The sequence below is a fragment of the Pseudomonas sp. WC1 genome (genome assembly GCF_050586565.1).
Classification (GTDB): Bacteria; Pseudomonadota; Gammaproteobacteria; order Pseudomonadales; family Pseudomonadaceae; genus Aquipseudomonas.
The window spans coordinates 1-20201 of sequence record NZ_JBOBDQ010000079.1; the positions used below are offsets into that span (position 1 = coordinate 1).

A 20201-nucleotide genomic window follows, 5' to 3' on the forward strand; every position below is an offset into this window, starting at 1 on the left:
ACCGCGCTCCACCGCGATGCCCACCAGCACATCCGGCCCCACGCCCTGCGCGCGCAGCTTGTGCGCCAGGCGGTTGGCACGGCGGTTGAGCTGGTCATAACTCTGCGCCTGGCCGGCAAAGGTCACGGCGATCGCTTCAGGCGTACGCGCCGCCTGCGCTTCGATCAGCTCCTGGGTGCAAGCCGTAGTTGGATAGCTGGCAACCATCTGCTGGTCTTCCACCGGCAGGCTAAGCGCACCCAGGGCACGCCGACCATCAGCCGCCAACTGCGCGAGCAGGTGCTGGAAGTGCCCCGCCAACTGGTCGATGGCCAGCTCGCTGAAGCACTGGCGATCAAAACTGAAGCTCGCCTCCAGGCGCTCACCCACCTGTACCACCAGGGTCAACGGGTAGTTGGTCTGTTCCTGGTTCTGCACCTCGCCGAACTGCAGGCCTTGCGGCGCGCCCTGTTGCAGCGCCTCGGCAACCGGGTAGTTCTCGAATACCAGAATGTTGTCGAACAGTGCTTCGCCGCTCCAGCCGGCCCAGCGCTGGATCTCGTACAGCGGCGTGTGCTCGTGCTCGCGCAGGGCCAGGTTCAGCGCCTGCACCTGCTGCACCCAGTCGCCGACGGTCTGTTCCGGGCGCGGGCTGGCGACCACCGGCAAGGTGTTGATGAACAACCCCAGCTGCTCCTCGACGCCCGCGAGCTCCGCCGGACGGCCGGCCACGGTGGCGCCGAAGGTCACGCTGGCCTGGCCGGTGTAGCGTTGCAAGAGCAACAGCCACGCGGCCTGGACCAGGGTATTGAGGGTGACCCGCTGCTCCCGGGCGAAGTCCGCCAACTGCTGGGTCTGTTGCGGCTCGAAGCGCAGCGCCAGGCTGCCATGGCCTTGTCCCTGGGCCGAGGACTTGAACGCCTGTACCAGTCGCGTTGGCTCGTCCAGCTCGGCCACCTGGGCGCGCCAGAAGGTTTCGCTGGCCTGCTGGTCCTGGCCTTGCAGCCACTGGATATAGTCGCGGTAGCGGCTGGTCCTGGCGCTCGGGGCGACGCCGCTGTAACGCTGCAGCACCTCGCCGAGCAGGCGTGAGCTGCTCCAGCCGTCCATCAGGATATGGTGGCTGGTGTAGATCAGGTGATGGCCGCCGTCAGCCGTGCGGATCAATGTGAGGCGCAGCAGCGGGCCGCTGGCCAGGTCGAAGCCAGCCTGGCGCTCGGCCTGGGCCACTGCGTCCGGATCCTGGGCCTGGTCGAGCTCGACGAACGGCACCTGCACCTGGCGCCGTACCACTTGCACAGGCAACGGCAGGTCCTGCGGGAAGCAGCTGCGCAGCACTTCGTGATTGTCCACCACCGCCTGCCAGGCCGCGCGGAAGCGCGCCACGTTCAGGCCCCGCACGTTCACGCGCAGCTGGTTGATGTAGTTGCCTGCTTCCTGCTCATAAAGGCTATGGAACAACATACCCTGCTGCATCGGCGACAGCGGATAGAGGTCTTCGATTTCCCCGGCCGCCAGCGGCAGGCTGTCCAGTTGCGCCTGGGTCAGCTCGGCCAGCGGGAAGTCCGATGGCGTGACGCCCTGGTGCGGCGCTTGGGCGCAATGCTCGACCAATTCGGCAAGCACCTGCTCGTAGCGGCGCGCCAGGGCTTCGATGGTCTCTGGGTGGAACATCTCACGGCTGAAGCTCCAGTCCAGCTCCAGCTCGCCCTGGTAGACCTGGCCGTTGATGCCGAGCCAGTTGCCCAGTGGGCTGTCCAGGCCCTGTGTGGCGCCACTGCCCTCGCTGGCCGGGGTGAACAAGGCACCTTCAACCTCTGCGAAGCTGCCGTCGAACTGGCCCAGGTAGTTGAAGGTCACCCGTGGCTGCGGCAATGCCGCCAGACGCTCGCGCAGATCGGGCTCGCCGAGATAGCGCAGCACACCATAGCCGATGCCTTTGTTCGGCACCGAACGCAGTTGTTCCTTGATTGCGCACAGCCCCTCGCCAAGCCCTTGGGCCGGCGTCAGGCGTACCGGGAACAGGCTGCTGAACCAGCCCAGGGTGCGGCTGAGGTCCAGCTCAGGGAACAGGTCTTCGCGGCCATGGCCTTCGAGCTGGATCAGTACCGAATCCTCTCGGGTCCAGTCGCACAGTACCCGTGACAAGGCCGCCAGCAGCAGGTCGTTGACCTGGGTGCGGTAGGCGGCGGGCGCCACTTGCAGTAGTTTGCGGGTCAGCGTGGCGTCCAGGCGTGACGAGGCATGGGCGACGTGACGATTGGTCTGGGCGCCCGCCGGGTTATCGCGGGGCAACTCGCCGCCAGCGGCTTCAAGGCCGCGCAGCCAGTGTTCGGCCTCGGCCAGCAGTTCCGGGCTGCGGGCATAGGCGCCAAGGCGCTCGGCCCAGGCCTTGAGCGAGCTGCTCTTGGCTGCCAGCGTCACGGCCTTGCCGGCGGCCAGGGCCGTGTAGGCCAGTTGCAGGTCTTCCAGCAGTACCCGCCAGGACACACCGTCGACCACCAGGTGGTGGATCACCAGCAGCAAGCGCTGCTGGCCTTCAGGCAGCTCTACCAGCAGCGCTCGTAGCAGCGGCCCCTGGGCCAGGTCGAGGCTGCGCTGGGCCTGATCGGCCAAGGCCGGCAGCTCGGCCAGGTCACTCAGTTGACGAACCCAGAGGATATCGTCGGCCTTGGTGGGCTGGAATTCGGCCTGCCAGGCCTCGCCCTGGGTGAAGCGCAGCCGCAAGGCATCGTGCTGAGCGACCAGCGCCTGCAATGCGCCTTGCAGGTGGTCAGCGCCAAGGGCCTGGGTCGGTTTGAGCAGCAGGGCCTGGTTCCAGTGCTGGCGCTCAGGGATAGCGGTTTCGAAGAAGCGTGCCTGGATCGGCAGCAATGGCATCGAACCACTGACCTGCTCGACCGCCACGGCCTTTTTCTCGATGCGCTTGGCCACCGCCGCCAGCTGGCCGATGGTCTGTTTTTCGAACAGCTGCTTGGGGCTGAGCTTGATGCCCTGGCGCTTGGCCCGAGCGATGATCTGCAGGCTCAGAATCGAGTCGCCGCCCAGCTCGAAGAAGTTGTCGGTGCTGCCGACCTGGTCGAGCTTGAGCACCTCGGCCCAGATGGCCGCCAGGGCCTCTTCGATCTCGCCGACCGGCGCGGTGTACTGACGCCGGGCGACGCCCGGCGCCGGCAAGGCGCGCTTGTCCAGCTTGCCGTTGGCGGTCAGCGGCAGGCGGTCCAGGACCAGGATCTGCGCCGGCACCATGTAGTCCGGCAGTCGATCCTGCAGTTGCTGGCGCAAGGCTTCACCCTGCAGCCCCTGGCCCACGCACCAGCCGACCAGCTGCAGACGGCTTTCGTCGCCTTCCACCGGCTGCGCCAAGACGACCGCCTCGGCGACCCCGTCCAGCCCCCGCAGCACCCGCCCCACCTCGGCCGGTTCAACGCGATAACCGCGCACCTTGACCTGGTCGTCGGCGCGGCCGATGAATTCCACTTGGCCCGAACGATTGCGCCGCACCCGGTCGCCACTGCGGTACAAGCGCTGGCCAGGCCGCGTCGGGTCCGGCAGGAAGCGTTCGGCGGTCAGGCCCGGCTGGCCCAGGTAACCCTGGGCCACGCTGGCGCCACCGATGTACAGCTCACCGGCGACCTGATCGGCCACCGGGTTGAGCACATCGTCGAGCAGCAGCACATGGGCGCCCGGCAAGGGCTCACCCACCGGCACGGCACGGGCGCCCTCAGCGAGCGCGGCCACTTCATGGGTCAGCACGCCGACCGTGGTCTCGCTCGGGCCATAGTGGTTGATCAGGCGGCAGCCCGGCTTGAGCCGGCGTACCTGCTCCACCAGGGCTGGCGTGCAGGCCTCGCCACCGACGATCAGTGCATGCTCGGGCAGCACATCTGCGGGGTTGCCGGCTTGCAGCAACGCCGCCAGGTGGCCGGGGACGATCTTCAGCACACCGACCTGGTGTTCGGCCATGTAGCGGGCGAAGGCGTCCGGGTCGAAGCCCAGCGCTTCGGGCAGTACATGCAGCAGGCGTCCGGAACACAGGGCACCGAACAGCACGGTGTGGCCCAGGTCGGCGGCGATGGTCGAGACCAGCGCCATGCTCGCCCCCGGCGCAGGCGCCAGGCGTTCGAGCAGGCCGGCGACGTAGCTGGCCAGGGCGCCATGGCTGACCAGTACGCCCTTCGGCTGACCAGTGGAGCCGGAGGTGTGGATCACATAGGCCGGCGATTCGGCCCACAGCGTGAGCGCCGGCGCGTTGGCCGGCAGGTCCTGCCATTGTTCGGGGACATAGGCCAAGGTCAGGCGATTGGCGGCGGCCAGGCTGGTCAGCCGCGCATCGCCGGCGGCACACAGCAGCACCTTGGCTTGCGCGGCGTCGAGCATCTGCCGCAGGCGCGTTTCAGGCGCCTTGGTGTCCAGCGGCATGTACACGGCGCCAGCCTTGAGGATACCGAGCATGCAGGTCAGCCAGTCCAGCGAACGCTCCATCAGCACCACGACCGGTTGGCCGCTGACCACACCCTGCTGTTGCAGGTGATGGGCCAGGCGGTTGGCGGCCTGGTCCAGAGCGGCGAAGCTCAGGCTCTGCTCCAGGCTGCAAGCGGCAAGCGCCTCGGGCTGCCGGTGCACCTGCTGCTGCCAGTGTTCCAGCACCAGCGCCGGCACCTCACGCTGCGGCGCCTGCTCGCTGCGCAGCGGCGCGGCCAGGCGGTGCAGCGGCAACTGCGGGGCGTCGAGCAGCTGGCCCAGCAACTCGATGAAGGCCGGAATGAAGGCCTCTACGGTCGAACGCTGGTAGAGGTCGCTGGCGAAGGTCATTTCGCCATGGATCAGCTGGCCGTCGTCGGTGATGTCCAGCGCCAGGTCGAAGTGGGTGCCGACCTTGTCCAGCGGGTACTCGGCGACACTCAGGCCCGGCAAGGCCAGCGAGCGTTGGCGCTGCATGCCGACGTTCTGGTTGAACTTGACCTGGAACAGCGGATTGTGGCCGAGGTTGCGCTCCGGCACCAATGCGTCCACCAGTTGCTCGAACGGCAGTTCCTGATGCGCCTGGGCGCCGAGTACCGCTTCGCGCACCTGGGCCAGCAGGTCATCGAAGCTCAGGCGCTCGTCCACCTGGCAGCGCAGCACCTGGGTGTTGACGAAGAAGCCGATCAACCCCTCGACCTCGGCACGGCCGCGGTTGGCGTTGGGTACGCCGATGCGGATATCGCGCTGCCCGGCCTGGCGCGACAGGAACAGCGAGAAACCGGTCAGCACCAGCATGAACAGGGTCATGCCCTGCGCGCGGGCATAGCCGCCCAGGCGTCGGGACAGCTCGACGCCAAAGTCGAAGCCCAGGGTCTGGCCATCGAAGCTCTGGGCCAGTGGACGCGGGTAGTCTGCGGCGACCTCCAGCAGCGGTTGCTCCTCGCCCAGCTGCTGGCGCCAGTAGTCGAGCTGGCGCTCGCCCTCCCCGGCCTCCAGCCAGCTGCGCTGCCAGATGGCGTAGTCGGCGTACTGCACCGCCAGCGCCGGCAACTGCGGCGCCTGGCTCTGGCTGAACGCCTGGTAGCTGTGCACGAACTCCTTGACCATCACATCCATCGACCAGCCGTCGGAGACGATGTGGTGCATGCACACCAGCAGCACATAGTCCTCGGCCGCCAGCCGGTACAGGGTGGCACGCAGCAGCGGGCCGTGCAGCAGGTCGAACGACTGGTGACTGGCCTCGCGCACCCGCGTGGCCAGCTCGGCCTCACGCTGGTCAGTGGCGATGGCGGTGAGGTCGACCTGTTCCAGGGGCACGGCCAGATGATCGAGGATCACCTGGCGCGGCTGTTCACCCTCGACCTGGAACACCGTGCGCAGCGCCTCGTGGCGCGTCGCCAGGTAGTCGAATGAGCGCTGCAGTGCTGACACATCGAGCCGGCCGCTCAGGCGCAGGCCAGCAGCCATGTTGTACGCCGCGCTGTGCGGCTCCAGCTGCCAGAGGAACAGCAGGCGCTGCTGGGCGAAGGACAAGGGGATGCTGGCGAACTCGTGCCGTGACTCGACCACCGGCAACAGGCTGAAGTCCTTGCCGTCCTCACGCAGCTTGGCGAGGAACTGCCGGCGCTGCTCCAGGGGCAGGCTGACGAACCGTTTCGCAATGCGTACCGCCATGTTGCCACTCATGCCTCAACCCCTTCCAAGGAACCCAGGAACGCGTCCATATCCGACCAGTCATCATCCGTATCGCCGCCCTGCAGCCGGGCCAGCTCGGCGGCCAGGTCACCCAGCGCCGGTTGTTCGAACAGGCTGCGCAACGGCAGCACCAGGCCCAGCTGATCCTTGATCCGCGCCAGCACCTGGGCGGCCAGCAACGAGTGCCCGCCGAGTTCAAAGAAGTGATCGTCCAGGCCAACCTTCGGCACGTTCAGCACCTGCATCCAGATCTGCGCCAGTTGTTGCTCGACGGCGCTCTGCGGCGCCCGGTACTCGGCCTGCAGCGCACTAGGGTCCGGCGCCGGCAGGGCTTTGCGGTCCAGCTTGCCGCTGGGCGTGAGGGGCAGGCGCGGCAACAGCAGCAGGTGGCCGGGCACCATGTACTCGGGCAGGCGGGCCTTGAGCAGGCTGCGTACCTGCTGGCGCAAGCGCGCCTGTTCGGCGGCATCCTGTTCGGCGGCGTCAGGCACCACATAGGCCACCAGTTGCAGGCCGCCGGTCATCGGCAAGGCCAGCACCACCGCTTCGCGAACCCCCGGGCACTGTTGCAGGCGCGCCTCGATCTCGCCGAGTTCAATGCGGAAACCGCGCACCTTGACCTGGTGATCGACGCGGCCGATGTATTCGATTGCGCCATCGCTGCCCAGGCGCGCGCGGTCGCCGGTGCGGTACAGGCGTTCGCCCTGGGCGAACGGATCGGCGACGAAGCGCTGGGCAGTCAGTGACGGCTGGCCGTGGTAGCCACGGGCCAGGCCCGGGCCGCCGATGTACAACTCGCCCACCGCGCCCTGGGGCAGCAGTTCGAGGTCATCATCGAGGATGTACAGGCGACGCTGCGCCAGACCCTGGCCAATGGGGATGCCACGCCAGGACACTGCCTCGTGGCCGAGCCCGGTGCAGTCGTGAATGGTCGAAACCACCGTGGCCTCGGTCGGACCATAGGTGTTGAGCAGCCGCACATGGCCCAGCCCTGCCAGTTGCCACAGGCGCAGCCCGTCCACCGCCATTGCCTCGCCGCCGACGTGGATCTGGCGCAGCCCGCCGTAGCTGGCCGGCGGACGCGCGGCGAAGTCCTGCACCAGCCAGTACCAGTAGGCGGCCGGCAGGTCGGCGAGAGTCACCCCGTGCTCGATCAGCACTTCGTGCAGGGCGGCGCTGTCCCACAGGCGGGTATCGCGCAGCACCACGCAGGCGCCATGGCACAGCGGCGGGAAGAACTGCTCGACGAAACCATCGAAGCTGCTGGTGGCGAACTGCAGCACCCGGTCGCCTTCGCGCAGGTCGCTGTAGTCGATGGCGCGGGCGATGAACTCGCTCAAGGCGCCGTGGCTGATCGCCACGCCCTTGGGCCGGCCGGTGGAGCCGGAGGTGTAGATCACATAGGCCAGGTTGTCGGGCACGACGGTCAGCGGCAGGTCAGCGGCCGGCTCGTCCGCCAGTGCCAGCTGGTCCAGGCACAGGCAACGCACTGCCTCCCGCGCCGGCAAGCCGGGCAACTGCCCGGAAGTGGTCAACAGCCACTGCAGGCCGCTGTCCTCGAGTACGTGGTCCAGGCGCTCGGATGGGGCCTGCAGGTCCAGCGGCACATAGGCGCCACCGGCCTTGAGCACGGCCAGCAGGGCCACGGCCAGGTCCAGCGAGCGATCCAGGGCCACGCCGACCAGGCTGTCGGGGCCAACGCCCTGGCGACGCAGGAAATGGGCCAGGCGATTGCTCCGGGTGTTGAGCTCGGCATAGCGCATCGACGGCGCCTCGGCGCCATTGGCCAGGATCAGCGCCAGGGCCTCGCCGCTGCGCGCGGCCTGGGTTTCGAACAGGCGCTGCACCGGCTCCCACGGTGCCACATCGGCCACCGGGCACAGCAATGCCTGGCGTTCGGCCTCGGCCAGCATCGGCAGCTCGCCCAGGCGCTGGCGCGGATCGTTGCACACCGCGCGCAGCAGGTTGCGCCAGTGCCCGGCCAGGGCACTGATGGTGGCTTCATCGAAGATATCGGTGGCATAGGTGAAGGCGGCGAACACCTGCTCGCCCTCCTCGCGGGTATCGAGCATCAGGTCACTGGTGGCCGCATGCTGGCGGCGGCTGCCGGCCAGTTGCTCGGCGCTCAGGTAGCCCACGCGCAGGCCGCAGTCCAGGCGCACGTCCTTGAGGTCGGTGACCAGCGGTTGGTGGTTGAACATCACCTGGAACAGCGGCGTGTGGCTTTGGCTGCGCTGGGGCTGCAGGGCTTCGATCAGCGCGTCGAACGGCAGGTCCTGGTGCGCCTGGGCACCGACCGAGGCCTGGTGCAGGCTGCGCAGCAGGTCGCTGAACGGCGTCTGCGCGGTGAACTGGCTGCGCAGCACCTGGGTATTGACGAAGAAGCCGACCAGCCCCTCGGTTTCGCTGCGGTTGCGGTTGGCGATCAGGCCGCCGACGCGGATGTCGGCCTGCCCGCTGTAGCGGTACAGCAGGGTCTTGAACACCGCCAGCAGCACCGTGGAGAGCGTCACGCCGTGCTGCTGGGCCAGTTGCTTGAGATCTTCGCGCAGGCCAACGTCGAGCACCAGCTCCAGGCGCTCGCCCAGATGGCTGGGCTGGGCCGGATAAGGCCGGTCGGTCGGCAGCTCCAGCAATGGGTGCTCGTCGCCCAGCTGCTCGCGCCAGTAGTCCAGCTGGCGCTCACGCTCACCAGCCTCCAGCCAGCTGCGCTGCCACAGTGCGTAGTCGCGGTAATGCACCTTGATTTCCGCCAGCGCAGGCTCGCGCCCCACCACCAGGGCGTCGTAGCTGCGCATGAATTCGTCGATCAGGACGTTCATCGACCAGCCGTCGGCGATGATGTGATGCAGGGTCAGCAGCAGCACATGCTCCTGGGGCGCCAGGCGCAGCAGGGCGATGCCGAACAGCGGGCCGCGCTCGAGGTCGAAGGCCTGGGTCGCCTGGGCCGCCATCTGCTGGTGCGCGCGCTCCCAGCGCGTGGCTTCGGGCAGATCGGCCAGGTCGAACAGCTGGATGCCTACCGGCGTTGGCTCGGCTACCCGCTGCACGGCGCGCTCGCCGTCCTGGGCGAAGGTGGTGCGCAGGCATTCGTGGCGGCCGACCAGCAAGGTGAAGGCCCGCTCCAGTGCCTGGACCTGCAGCTCGCCTTCCAGGCGCACGGCCATCGGCAGGTTGTAGGCGGCACTGTGGGGTTCCAGCTGCCAGAGGAACCACATGCGCTGCTGAGCGTAGGACAGGCCGTCGCGCTCGCTCAGGCCGACACAGGAAGACATGGGCAACTGCGCGAAATCGATACCCTCGCGTCGCATCCCTTCGAGGAACAAGCGACGCTTGTCCAGGGGCAACTCGATGAAACGGCGGGAAAGTTTCTGGGCGTCTGCGGCATTCATGTGTGGGGTCCTTGCTGATCGGCGGCGCGACCGGAAGGTCCGGGCGCATCAACAAGAACGAATGGGCGGGGGGATGATTTAGCGTGCGCCCAAACCGATGATATTGGGGCCGCTGCGCGCCCCATCGCCGCGGCTTGTCGTGGCGACGAACCGCGGCGATGGGCTGCGCAGCAGCCCCTGGATCGACAGGTCAGGCCTGGCCCAGCGAGTGCCCCTCGGCCATCGCCACAATCACCTTGCGCGGGCCTTCGAATGGCGCGCGGGCATGGGCGGCGAGCATGTTGTCGAGCATCATCACGTCGCCTTCCTGCCAGAGGAAGCTGATCTTGCAGTCCTCGAGCACCGCACGGATCTCGTCGAGCACCTCATCCTCGATGGGCGAACCGTCACCGTAGTAGACGTTACGCGGCAGGTCTTCCTCGTCGACGATGTCCAGCAGGCTTTCCCGCACCTCGGGCGGCAGGTTGGAAATATGGAACAGGTGCGCCTGGTTGAACCAGACCTTGTCGCCGGTGACCGGGTGCTCGGCCACCGCCTGGCATACCTGGCGCGTGCGCAGCTCACCGTCATCCTTCCATTCACAGGTGATGCCATGGGCCTTGCAGTAGGCCTCGACCTCCTGCGGATCCTCGGTATTGAACACATCCTCCCAGGACACATCCAGCCCGTTGCCAAAATTGCGCACATACATCAGGCCCTTGCTGACGAAGCGCTCGCGAATGTGCGCCGGCACTCTGCGATAGACCTCGCGACTGTCGGCAATCGGCGTCTGGCCGCCGGACTTTGCCGCGATCATGCTGTAGAACCAGATTTTCATCGGCCAATCGCGCGAGTACGCCTGCTCGTTGTGCAACGGAATATGCTGGTGCGCCGGATACTCGGTGGAGGTGTAGACCCCCTGGGTGACGTTGGTGCGCGGCGTGGAGCCGAACTCGTAGTTGAGCAGCGGATGGCCGAAACTGGCGGCGAACTGACGGAATTGCTCGGCGCCCTCCAGGCGGAAACCACGGAACAGGATGCCGCCATCGCGCAACAGGTGCTCGTCCACCAGCACCTTGAGCTCATCGAACACGTCCAGCAGGCTGGTGTCGTCGTCACCGGCCTCCACCAGCAATGGCAAACGTCCCTGCTCCGGCAAGAGCGGACGCACTGTAAATCCCACAGCAACACCCATGACGGGCCTCCTGTACACACCTAAGGAAAAGGGAGCGACGGCCCAGGGGCACGCTCGCATCCGGTGATAGGGGGACGTTTCGGGGCGCAGGCAAATTAGTCCCTGCGCAGGAACCCGCAGCAACAGGCAGGGCAACCTGGAAACACTTGCTTGCAATTACCCCATCAGGTTTTGCCCTGCTCATGCGTCTCTTTCTGATACGGCCGGGCAATCCGCCCCTTAATTCGCCATTGACACTGTGTACCCATGTCGAAAAAGTCACGCTCGAAAATCTGGTTCCTCGTGCACAGCTGGCTGGCGCTGCCCATCTGGTTCTTCGTGCTCATCGTCTGCGTCACCGGCACCCTGGCGGTGATCAGCAAGGAGATCGTCTGGCTGGCCAATCCGGAAACCCGCGCCAATCCGCCTTCGGATGACGCCCGGCGGTTGTCCTACGACGAGCTGCTGGTGGCCATGCAGCGCGACGAGCCCGGCATCGCCGTGGCCAGCCTGATGACCCTGAGCGAGTCGCACTTCGCCATGCTGTCGGATGTCACTTACCCTGACGGCCGCACGCTGAGGGTCTACGTCAACCCCTACACCGGGCATATCCAGGGCGTTCCCCCGCAGTTCAACTTCGAGGAATTCACCCGCGCCCTGCACGGCTGGTGGCTGGTGCCGCACACCAATGGCTACAGCTGGGGCTGGTACCTGGTGTCACTGCTCGGGCTGCCGATGCTGGCTTCGCTGGTCACCGGCCTGGTGATCTACAAACGTTTCTGGAAAGGTTTCTTCAAGCCAACCTTGCGGTTCAATCAGGGCGCGCGGATCTTCTGGGGCGATTTCCACCGCCTGAGCGGCATCTGGTCGATCTGGTTCATCGCGGTGATTTCCATCACCGGCACCTGGTTCCTGATCAAGGCCCTGCTCGCCGACAACCATATCGCCATCTCCAGCCAGCCCATCGTGCCGGTGGTGGCACGGGAGACGGTGCCACTGACCGCCGACGGCAGTCCGACGTCGATGATCAGCCCGGACGAGGCCGTCAGGATCACCCAGCGCGAAATCCCGGGCTTCACCGTCGACTACGTCGGCTTCCCCAGCAACGCCTATGCCCATCTGAGCATCGGTGGCATGAGCTGGTATCCACTGGTGTACCAGAAAGCCGAGATCAACCCTTATACCGGCAAGATGGAAGCCAGCCGCCTGCTGGGCGATCGCAAGGCGGTTGAAATCGTCACCGAGTCCATGCGCCCGTTGCACACCGGCGAGTTCGCCGGCCTGACCACCAAGCTGATCTGGTTCTTCTTCGGCCTGCTGCTGAGCATGATGGTGCTCAGCGGCCTGCTGATCTGGAGCAAACGTACCGCCCTGGCCACCGCCAACGCGCTCAAGCGCAGCCAAAAGCAGACGCGCACGGCCAAGCAGCCGGTTGCAACGGAGGTCACGTCCAGTTCTTGAAACATTTTCTTTCATTTGCTTTGGCAGCTTTCTGATTCTCATTCGTCCTTACTTATGCAGCCCTCAAGGTTGAGCACAGACTCGACCGTATTTTTTATGCAGAAGACCGACCGATGGCCCGACAATCGAGAAAGAAATCCAATTCCAAGCTGTGGTTTCTGGTGCACAGCTGGCTTGCCCTGCCGATCTGGTTCTTCGTCCTGATCGTCTGCTTCACCGGCATGCTCGCGGTGGTCAGCCAGGAAATCGTCTGGCTGGCCAACGCCGACGTGCGCGCCAGCAAGCCCGACGACGACAGCCAGCGCCTGAGCTACCAGCAAGTGCTCGACGCGATGCACAAGGCCGAACCGGACCTGGCGGTGCGTTTCTTCAGCCAGCCGGACGGTTCGCACTTCGCCCTGCAGGCCTCGGTGACCCGCGCCGACGGCACCAACGCGCTGCTCTACGTCAACCCGTACAGCGGGGCCATCCAGGGCCAGCGCCCGGACTTCGACTTCGAAGCCTTCACCCGCGCCCTGCACGGCTGGTGGCTGGTGCCCTTCAGCAACGGCTACAGCTGGGGCTGGTACCTGGTGTCGCTGCTCGGGCTGCCGATGCTCGCCTCGCTGGTCACCGGGCTGGTGGTGTACAAGAAATTCTGGCGCGGCTTCTTCAAGCCCGTGCGCACCGGCCATGGCCGGCGGATCTTCTGGGGCGACCTGCACCGCCTGGCCGGCGTGTGGTCGATCTGGTTCATCGCGGTGATCTCCATCACCGGCACCTGGTTCCTGATCCAGGCGATCCTCGGCGACAATCACGTGACGATTTCCAGCGAGCCCGTCACGCCGGTGATCGCCCGCCAGCAGGTCCCGCAAACCCCCGACGGCAGCCCGGCGCCACGCATCGACCTGGACGAGGCGGCGCGCATCGCCACCCAGGCGGTCCCGGGCCTGGACGTCAGCTTCATCTCGCTGCCCGCCACCGCCTACAGCCACTACAGCATGGGCGGCCGCGGCTGGTACCCGCTGATGTTCCAGACCGCCGAGGTCAACCCCTACACGCGCAACGTCGACGCCCAGTTCCTGCTCGGCGACCGCTCGGCCCTGGAGTTCGTCACCGAATCCATGCGCCCCCTGCACACCGGTGACTTCGGTGGCCTGGCGATCAAGCTGATCTGGTTCTTCTTCGGCCTGGTGCTGACCTTGATGGTGTTCAGCGGCCTGCTGATCTGGACCAAACGCACCGCCCAGGCCACCCGCGCCGCCCTCAAGCGCGGCGAACGCCCGGCGCGCCCAATCACCCTGGAGGCCCACTCTTGAGCCAGACCGACACCCTGCCGCCCAGCGGCCTGAAGCAGCTGTGGCTGAAATGGCGCTTCCACCTGAACATCCTGCTGATCCTCGTGCCGCTGGGCTTCATGCCCAAGTACTTCGCCGACGCCAGCCTGTTCCGCGGCGACAGCGGCCTGGGCGCCAACATCATCCAGGACGTCCAGGTCGGGCGCTGGACACTGGACCTGGCCGAGCTGCGCGACGAAGCCCCGCGCGCCGAAGGCCCGGCCGGCTACTTCAAGGCTTTCAACGCCGCCTGCGGCAACTGCAACGACGGCGCCAAGGCCATCTACCTGCGGGTGGGCAAGCCGCGCAGCCTGCGCGCCGCCGGCACGATCTTCTTCGGCGCGCCGGCGCGCATGGGCACCTCGTTGCCGATCCCGCCACGCACCCGCCCCGACGCCGACATCTGGATCACCATCGAAGGCTGGGACGGCAAGATGTACCAGGCCTCGGTGCCGCTGGCCAAGGCATCCCCCGCCACCGCGGCCTGGCTTGAAAAACAAGGAGGCAACAAATGAAACAGCTGATGCGCAGGCTGGCCCTGCCCCTCTTGGCCCTGGCCGCCACCCCGGCGCTGGCGCACAACCCCATGTGCGAGTGCACCGAGCACGGCGAGCAGATCACCTGCAAGGGCGGTTTCTCCGACGGCAGCGGCGCACCGGGGGTGACCCTGGACGTGATCGGCTACGACGAACAAGTGCTGGTGGCGAGCAAGCTCGGCGATGACTCGACCCTGACCTTCAAGCGCCCCGACGGCGAGTTCTACGTGCTGTTCGACGCCGGCCCCGGCCACGTGGTGGAAGTCGACCACGCCGACATCGGTGCGCCATGAGCCGCGCCCAGGTGGTGCGCCCGGCCGGTGCCGGGCACGAGACCCTCTACGTGCTGCTGGCCGCCGTGCTGATCGTGGTGCTGGCCGCAAGCGTGGTGGCCGTGCGCGGCGAACGCGAGGATGAACAGGCCATCGCCGCCCACCAGCTTGACGCCCGCCGCGACCTCAATGCCGCCGAACAGGGCATCCACACCGACCTGTGGGTGGCCGTCGAGGAGATCCGCGCACTGCGCGAGGACAATGGCGCCGCCCCGGATGCCCAAGCCCTGGCCGACGAGGGGCTGCCACCCTTCGTCAGCGACGCCAGCAGCCAGAGCCGCGGCAGCCACCAGTGGTCGTTGTTGGCCAACGGTGCCTACCTTGGACGCAGCCAGGACGCCCAGGTGGCCGGCAGCTTCCTGGTGATCCTGCCAGCCGCGAGCGATGCCCAGCCGGATATCTGGCTGCGCCGCGACAGCACCGCCCTGCCCCCGGACGCGCTGGACAGCGATGCGCTGATCGCCGCCGGCTGGCAGCAGATCGTCACCCACTACGACGCCGGGGTCACCCGCCAACACCGTCACTAAGGACCTGCCCATGCTCCGCTTCGCCCGCCACACCCTGGCGCTGCTCCTGGCCTGCGCCCTGCCCGCCCTGGCCCTCGCCGACAACGGCAAGCCCCTGCGCATCGGCATCACCCTGCATCCCTACTACAGCTACGTGAGCAACATTGTCGGCGACAAGGCCGAAGTGGTGCCGCTGATCCCGGCCGGCTTCAACCCGCATGCCTACGAGCCGCGCGCCGAGGACATCAAGCGCATCGGCAGCCTCGACGTGATCGTGCTCAACGGCGTCGGCCACGACGACTTCGCCGACCGCATGATCGCCGCCAGCGAAAAGCCCGACATCAGGACCATCGAGTCCAACGCCAACGTGCCGCTGCTGGCGGCCACCGGCATCGCCGCCCGCGGCGCCGGCAAGGTGGTCAACCCGCACACCTTCCTGTCGATCAGCGCCACCATCGCCCAGGTCAACAACATCGCCCGCGAACTGGGCAAGCTCGATCCGGACAACGCCAGGCTCTATACGCAAAATGCCCGTGCCTACGCCAAGCGCCTGCGTGGCTTGCGTGCCGAGGCCCTGGCCAAGGTCACCCAGGCGCCGGACGCGACCTTCCGCGTGGCCACCATCCACGCTGCCTACGACTACCTGGTGCGTGACTTTGGCCTGGAAGTCACCGCCGTGGTGGAGCCTGCCCATGGTATCGAGCCGAGCCCGGCGCAGCTGAAGAAGACCATCGACCAGCTCAAGGCGCTGGACGTGAAGGTGATCTTCTCGGAGATGGACTTCCCCTCGGCCTATGTCGACACCATCCACCGCGAGTCCGGCGTGCGCATATACCCGCTCACCCACATTTCCTACGGCGACTACACCAAGGAGAAGTACGAGGTGGAGATGAAGCGCAACCTCGACACCGTGGTCCAGGCCATCCAGGAGAACCGCACGTGACCGCCGCCGCCAACTTCACCAGCGCCTGCGGGCCGCGCATCGAGTTCGACGGCATCGACCTCACCCTCGGCCGCACGCGCATCCTCGAAAACGTGCGTTTCAGTGTCGCCCCGGGCAGCGTACACGCCATTGTCGGCCCCAACGGCGGCGGCAAGAGCTCGCTGATCAAGACCTTGCTCGGGCAGATGCCGCACCAGGGCCAGCTGACCCTGCACTGGCCCGGCGAGCGCGAGGTGATCGGCTACGTGCCCCAGGCCCTGGAGTTCGACCGCGGCCTGCCGATGACCGTGGACGACTTCATGGCCGCCATGTGCCAGCGCCGTCCGGCGTTCCTCGGCCTGTCGCGGCGCGTGCGCCCGGAAATCGACGCGGCGCTGCAACGGGTGGGCATGCTCGACAAGCGCAAGCGGCGCATGGGCGCCCTCTCCGGCGGCGAGCGCCAGCGCGTGCTGCTGGCCCAGGGGCTGATCCCCGAACCGCAGTTGCTGGTGCTGGACGAGCCGATGTCGGCCCTCGACGAGGCCGGTATCCAGGTGTTCGAGCAACTGCTGCACGGCTGGCGCCAGGCCGGCACCACCGTGCTGTGGATCGAGCACGACCTCGAAGCGGTGCTGCGTCTGGCCGACCGCGTCACCGGGCTGAGCCGACAGGTGCTGTTCGACGCCCCGCCGGCCCAGGCCTTGACTCCCGAGCGCCTGCTCGGGCTGTTCTCCGTCCACCCGCGCAGCGAGAGCCTTGCCTGATGAGTTTCGAATCCTTGCGCCAGCTGGTCCAGGACTGGGCCACGGCTGGCTATCTGCCCGAGGCGCTGGCCTATGGCTTCGTGGTCAACGCCCTGCTGGCGGGCGTGATGATCGGCCCGGTACTCGGCGGCCTGGGCACCCTGGTGGTGGTCAAGCGCTTTGCCTTCTTCTCCGAGGCGGTCGGCCACGCGGCGCTCACCGGGGTGGCCATCGGCATCCTGCTCGGCGAGCCCTACACTGGCCCGTACGGCAGCCTGTTCGGCTACTGCCTGCTGTTCGGCATCCTCCTCAACTTCCTGCGCAACCGCACCGGTCTGTCGCCGGACACCCTGATCGGCGTGTTCCTCTCGGTGTCGCTGGCCCTGGGCGCAAGCTTGTTGTTGATGCTGGCCGGCAAGATCAACGTGCACATCCTCGAGAACGTGCTGTTCGGCTCGGTGCTTACCGTCAGCGCCCAGGACCTGCTGGTGCTGGGCATCGTCGCGGTGCTGGTGCTGGCGCTGGCACTGCCGTTGTACAACCGCATCATGCTGGCCAGTTTCAACCCGCAGCTGGCGGCGGTGCGCGGGGTGGCGGTGAAGACCCTGGACTACCTGTTCGTGGTGCTGGTGACCCTGGTCACCGTGGCCTCGGTCAAGGTAATCGGCGCGATCCTGGTCGGCGCCCTGCTGGTGATCCCGGCGGCGGCGGCACGGCTGGTCAGCCAGTCGCTCAAGGGCTTCTTCTTCGTCTCGGTGATCATCGCCACCCTCAGTACGTTGCTCGGCATCCTGCTGCCGATCGTCTTCGACCTGCCGGTGCCCTCGGGCGCGGCGATCATCCTGGTCGCCGGGATCTGCTTCGCCCTCGCCGCCCTGGCCCGCGCCCTCGTCCCACGCCTGCAAGGAAACCCGGCATGAACCTGAAAAAACTCACCCTGGCCTTGGCCCTGAGCGGCCTGCCGCTGCTGGCGGGCGCCACCGAGGTACTGACCACCCTGCCGGTGACCCACAGCCTGGCCAGCGCCTTGCTCGAGGGCACCTCGGTGCAGCTCAAGCGCGCCGCTCCGGCCAACCTGCCGGCCAGCCGTCAACCTTCGTATTTCAGCGGCCGTGGTGGCGCCAGCCTGCAGAAGGTGGCGCAACAGGCCGACGCGGTGATCGGCGTGCGCTCGATCTGGCGCGACGACCCGCTCTACCCCATGGCCCGGCGCAGCAATATCCGTATCGTCGAGATCGACGCCGCGCGCCCGGTGGACGGCGCCCTGCCCGGCATCGCGGTCAAGGGCGACGAAGCCTTCGCCGCCTACCCCTGGCTCAACCCAACCAACCTGGGGCGCATGGCTGACGTGGTGGCCAATGACCTGGAGCGCCTTTCGCCAGCGGACAAAGCGAAGATCCAGGCCAACCTGGCCGGTATCAAGCGGCAGATGCTGGAGCTGACCGCCAACAGCCAGACGCGACTGGCCGAGGTCGACAACCTGACCGTGGTCAGCCTGTCCGAACGCCTGGGCTACCTGGCCAGCGGGCTGAACCTGGACGTGGTCGAGCAGGCGCTGCCGGCCGACGACAAGTGGGACGAAGCGGCGCTCAAGGCGCTTGGAGACAACCTCAAGGCGCAGGACGTGGCGCTGGTGCTGCACCATCGCCAGCCCGATGCCAAGGTGGCAGAAGTGATCGCCGCCGCCGGGGCGAAGCTGCTGGTGGTGGAGAGCGACGCGGACGATACCGTGGCCGGGCTCAAGGCCAGTGTCGAACAGGTGGTCAAGGCGCTCGGTCAGGGCTGATCGCCATGGGAGCGGGCTTGCACCCGCGATTGCAATGCCGGCCCTATCGGGGGGCAAGCCCGCTCCCACGCTGCGACAGCTTCAGCGCTTCATGCAACGCTGATAACGCTCATCCACCCTGCCGGCAAACCAGGCCGTGGTCAGCTTGCGAGTGATCTTCGGACTCTTCAGCTCGATCCCCGGCAGCACCGCCCTTGGCAAGGGCTTGCCAGCCTTGGCTTCGGCCAGGGCGAAGACCTTGTGGTAGAGCTCGGTCTCCTCCAACGCCAGGTCATTCTCTTTCTCCAGCTGCGCCCTGATCTGCGGATTGCGCAGCCCCAGCTTCGCCCCCAGCTTGCGTGCCGCCTGCTCGGTGGTGCCGGGCATGATCGCGCCGGGGGCGATCAGGTCGCCGTCGAGCGCCAGCGGCCCCCCACTGGCCCGGCTCAGCGCCGCCTGGAACGCGGCGTTGCGGCTGGCGTACCAACCCGCGTTGAAGTCGGCGAAGCGGTACAGCTGGCGCGGGTAATGGGTGGGGTAGCCCAGCAGATGGGCGATACCGAAGTACATCCCGCCACGGCGGCTGAACACTTCCTGGCGAATGCTGCCCGGGTGGTCGTAGGGATAGCCTTTGGCGTGTTGTTCGGCAAAATCCACGCTGACCTGCATCGGCCCGCCGGTGCGCACCGGGTTCAGCCCGCCCAGCAGCGAACGCCCCAGCGGCAGGCCACCGATCACCTCGTCGTACAGGGCGCTCAACTGCTTTTCACTGCGCACGGCGAGCAGGCGTTGCTGGTAGGTCTTGCCGCTGGCCGAAGGCGTGTTCAAGGCGCCATCGACCAGCAGCCGGGGCACATGCAGCCGAGCTGCCCGGCGGTCGATCTCTTCCCGGGCGATGCGGCCCAGGTTTGGCACTTGAGGGTCGGCATTGAAGGTGGACTCCTGCTCGGTCACCGCCAGCACGGCGCACAGGTTGCTCTTGCTCGGGCTGATGCCCTGGGCCTGAAAGGCCACCTGGATATCCTCGGCCCAACCCTGGCGGTCCTTGACCTGGGCCGGCAGCAGGCGCATGAGCTGGGCGCGGACCTTGGCCGGGTCGGCCTCCGGCGCCTCTTCGCGGCGCCCCGCGCAGCCCTGCAGCAGGCCCAGTGCCAGCAGCCCGAAGGCCAACAGACGCCCGTTCAGGGTTGCTCCCCCACCAGGTAGGTCTTGCTGATCTGGCGGAACAGCGGATGGCTGGAGCTGCGCAGCAATTCGAACAGCACCATCTCGCGGGTGACCACCTGCGCCCCGGCATCGCGCATGCGCGCCAGGCCCGCTGCCTTACTGGCCGGGGTGCGGCTGTCGCAGGCATCCTCGACCACGAACACCTGCTTGCCCAGGGCCAGCAGGCCGAGCACGGTCTGCAGCACGCAGACATGGGTCTCCATGCCACAGACGATCACCTGCTCGCGCGCCAGCAGGCTGGGCGGTAGGCATTCGGCGGCGACGCAGGAGAAGTGCATTTTCTCGACAATCTCAGCGGCTGGCGCCGCGGCCTTGAGGGTGGCCAGGGTGTGGCCCAGACCCTTGGGATACTGCTCGGAGATCACGGTGGGCAGCTCGAGTTCGGCGGTTGCCGCCAGCAGCCAGCGGGCGCGGGCCGCCGTGCCCTCGGGATCGCTCATCGCGCCGATGAGCTTTTCCTGGATATCGACGACCAACAGCGTGGCCTTGCGAGGATCGATCAGCATTGTCAGCCTCATGCCTGGGGAAAAGGCTAGCCTTACCCAGGCGCGGGGTGACGTCAATCAAAGCAGCACCTGGGCAAGTTGCCGTTGCCGTTGCCGTTGCCGTTGCCGTTGCCGTTGCCGTTGCCGTTGCCGTTGCCGTTGCCGTTGCCGTTGCCGTTCAGGAGTCTAGCGCCCTACCCAGCTAGCGACAGCTGCGTCATC

Annotated in this window: 14 protein-coding genes and 1 pseudogene; 9 read left to right on the plus strand and 6 right to left on the minus strand. The window is 67.1% G+C overall.

The window, feature by feature from the left end:
• The 4 genes and pseudogenes from ACQ4OD_RS24500 to ACQ4OD_RS24515 all read right to left on the minus strand — a co-directional run.
• Positions 1-207, minus strand: a 207-nt coding sequence (locus tag ACQ4OD_RS24500; RefSeq protein ID WP_430945086.1) for an AMP-binding protein, incomplete at its 3' end; no start/stop codon positions are given.
• Positions 208-270: 63 nt separating this feature from the next.
• Positions 271-6132: pseudogene (locus ACQ4OD_RS24505) on the minus strand (amino acid adenylation domain-containing protein); the annotation flags it as partial.
• Positions 6129-9533, minus strand: a complete 3405-nt coding sequence (locus tag ACQ4OD_RS24510; RefSeq protein WP_430945081.1) for an amino acid adenylation domain-containing protein — start codon at positions 9531-9533, stop codon at positions 6129-6131. The gene ACQ4OD_RS24510 and the pseudogene ACQ4OD_RS24505, both read right to left, overlap by 4 nt.
• Before the next feature lie 190 nt (positions 9534-9723).
• Positions 9724-10707, minus strand: coding sequence for a TauD/TfdA family dioxygenase (locus tag ACQ4OD_RS24515; protein ID WP_430945082.1), 984 nt, complete (start codon positions 10705-10707; stop codon positions 9724-9726).
• A gap of 246 nt (positions 10708-10953) precedes the next feature.
• Between ACQ4OD_RS24515 and ACQ4OD_RS24520 the strand changes: the two genes are divergently transcribed.
• The 9 genes from ACQ4OD_RS24520 to ACQ4OD_RS24560 all read left to right on the plus strand — a co-directional run bounded on the left by ACQ4OD_RS24520 (position 10954) and on the right by ACQ4OD_RS24560 (position 18288).
• Positions 10954-12147: a PepSY-associated TM helix domain-containing protein gene (locus ACQ4OD_RS24520; RefSeq protein WP_430945083.1), complete on the plus strand. Its 1194-nt coding sequence runs from the start codon at positions 10954-10956 to the stop codon at positions 12145-12147.
• Between the two features lie 113 nt (positions 12148-12260).
• On the plus strand, positions 12261-13445 hold the full coding sequence (locus ACQ4OD_RS24525) for a PepSY-associated TM helix domain-containing protein (protein ID WP_110703804.1): 1185 nt from the start codon (positions 12261-12263) through the stop codon (positions 13443-13445).
• Positions 13442-13978: a thiamine pyrophosphate-binding protein gene (locus ACQ4OD_RS24530; protein WP_094012606.1), complete on the plus strand. Its 537-nt coding sequence runs from the start codon at positions 13442-13444 to the stop codon at positions 13976-13978. The genes ACQ4OD_RS24525 and ACQ4OD_RS24530 overlap by 4 nt, the downstream gene beginning before the upstream one ends.
• Positions 13975-14292, plus strand: a complete 318-nt coding sequence (locus ACQ4OD_RS24535; RefSeq protein WP_028692195.1) for a hypothetical protein — start codon at positions 13975-13977, stop codon at positions 14290-14292. Before ACQ4OD_RS24530 ends, ACQ4OD_RS24535 begins: the two co-directional genes overlap by 4 nt.
• Positions 14289-14858 (plus strand): DUF6162 family protein, encoded by a 570-nt coding sequence (locus tag ACQ4OD_RS24540; protein ID WP_430945084.1) that lies wholly within the window; start codon positions 14289-14291, stop codon positions 14856-14858. Before ACQ4OD_RS24535 ends, ACQ4OD_RS24540 begins: the two co-directional genes overlap by 4 nt.
• A 10-nt stretch (positions 14859-14868) precedes the next feature.
• Positions 14869-15780 (plus strand): metal ABC transporter substrate-binding protein, encoded by a 912-nt coding sequence (locus tag ACQ4OD_RS24545; RefSeq protein ID WP_430945085.1) that lies wholly within the window; start codon positions 14869-14871, stop codon positions 15778-15780.
• The gene (locus ACQ4OD_RS24550) at positions 15777-16523 is read left to right on the plus strand and encodes a metal ABC transporter ATP-binding protein (protein WP_110703810.1); all 747 of its coding nucleotides are present in this window, start codon (positions 15777-15779) and stop codon (positions 16521-16523) included. The genes ACQ4OD_RS24545 and ACQ4OD_RS24550 overlap by 4 nt, the downstream gene beginning before the upstream one ends.
• Positions 16523-17422 (plus strand): metal ABC transporter permease, encoded by a 900-nt coding sequence (locus tag ACQ4OD_RS24555; RefSeq protein WP_198755757.1) that lies wholly within the window; start codon positions 16523-16525, stop codon positions 17420-17422. Before ACQ4OD_RS24550 ends, ACQ4OD_RS24555 begins: the two co-directional genes overlap by 1 nt.
• Complete coding sequence (locus ACQ4OD_RS24560) at positions 17419-18288, plus strand: metal ABC transporter substrate-binding protein (RefSeq protein WP_139670398.1); 870 nt, start codon at positions 17419-17421, stop codon at positions 18286-18288. The genes ACQ4OD_RS24555 and ACQ4OD_RS24560 overlap by 4 nt, the downstream gene beginning before the upstream one ends.
• 81 nt (positions 18289-18369) lie before the next feature.
• On the opposite strand, the gene ACQ4OD_RS24565 is transcribed toward ACQ4OD_RS24560, so the two are convergent.
• A complete protein-coding gene (locus tag ACQ4OD_RS24565; RefSeq protein ID WP_430945087.1) occupies positions 18370-19452 on the minus strand; it encodes a DUF1615 domain-containing protein in 1083 nt (360 codons plus the stop codon).
• Positions 19449-20000, minus strand: a complete 552-nt coding sequence (locus ACQ4OD_RS24570; RefSeq protein WP_198755758.1) for a hydrolase — start codon at positions 19998-20000, stop codon at positions 19449-19451. Before ACQ4OD_RS24570 ends, ACQ4OD_RS24565 begins: the two co-directional genes overlap by 4 nt.
• Positions 20001-20201: the final 201 nt, after the last annotated feature.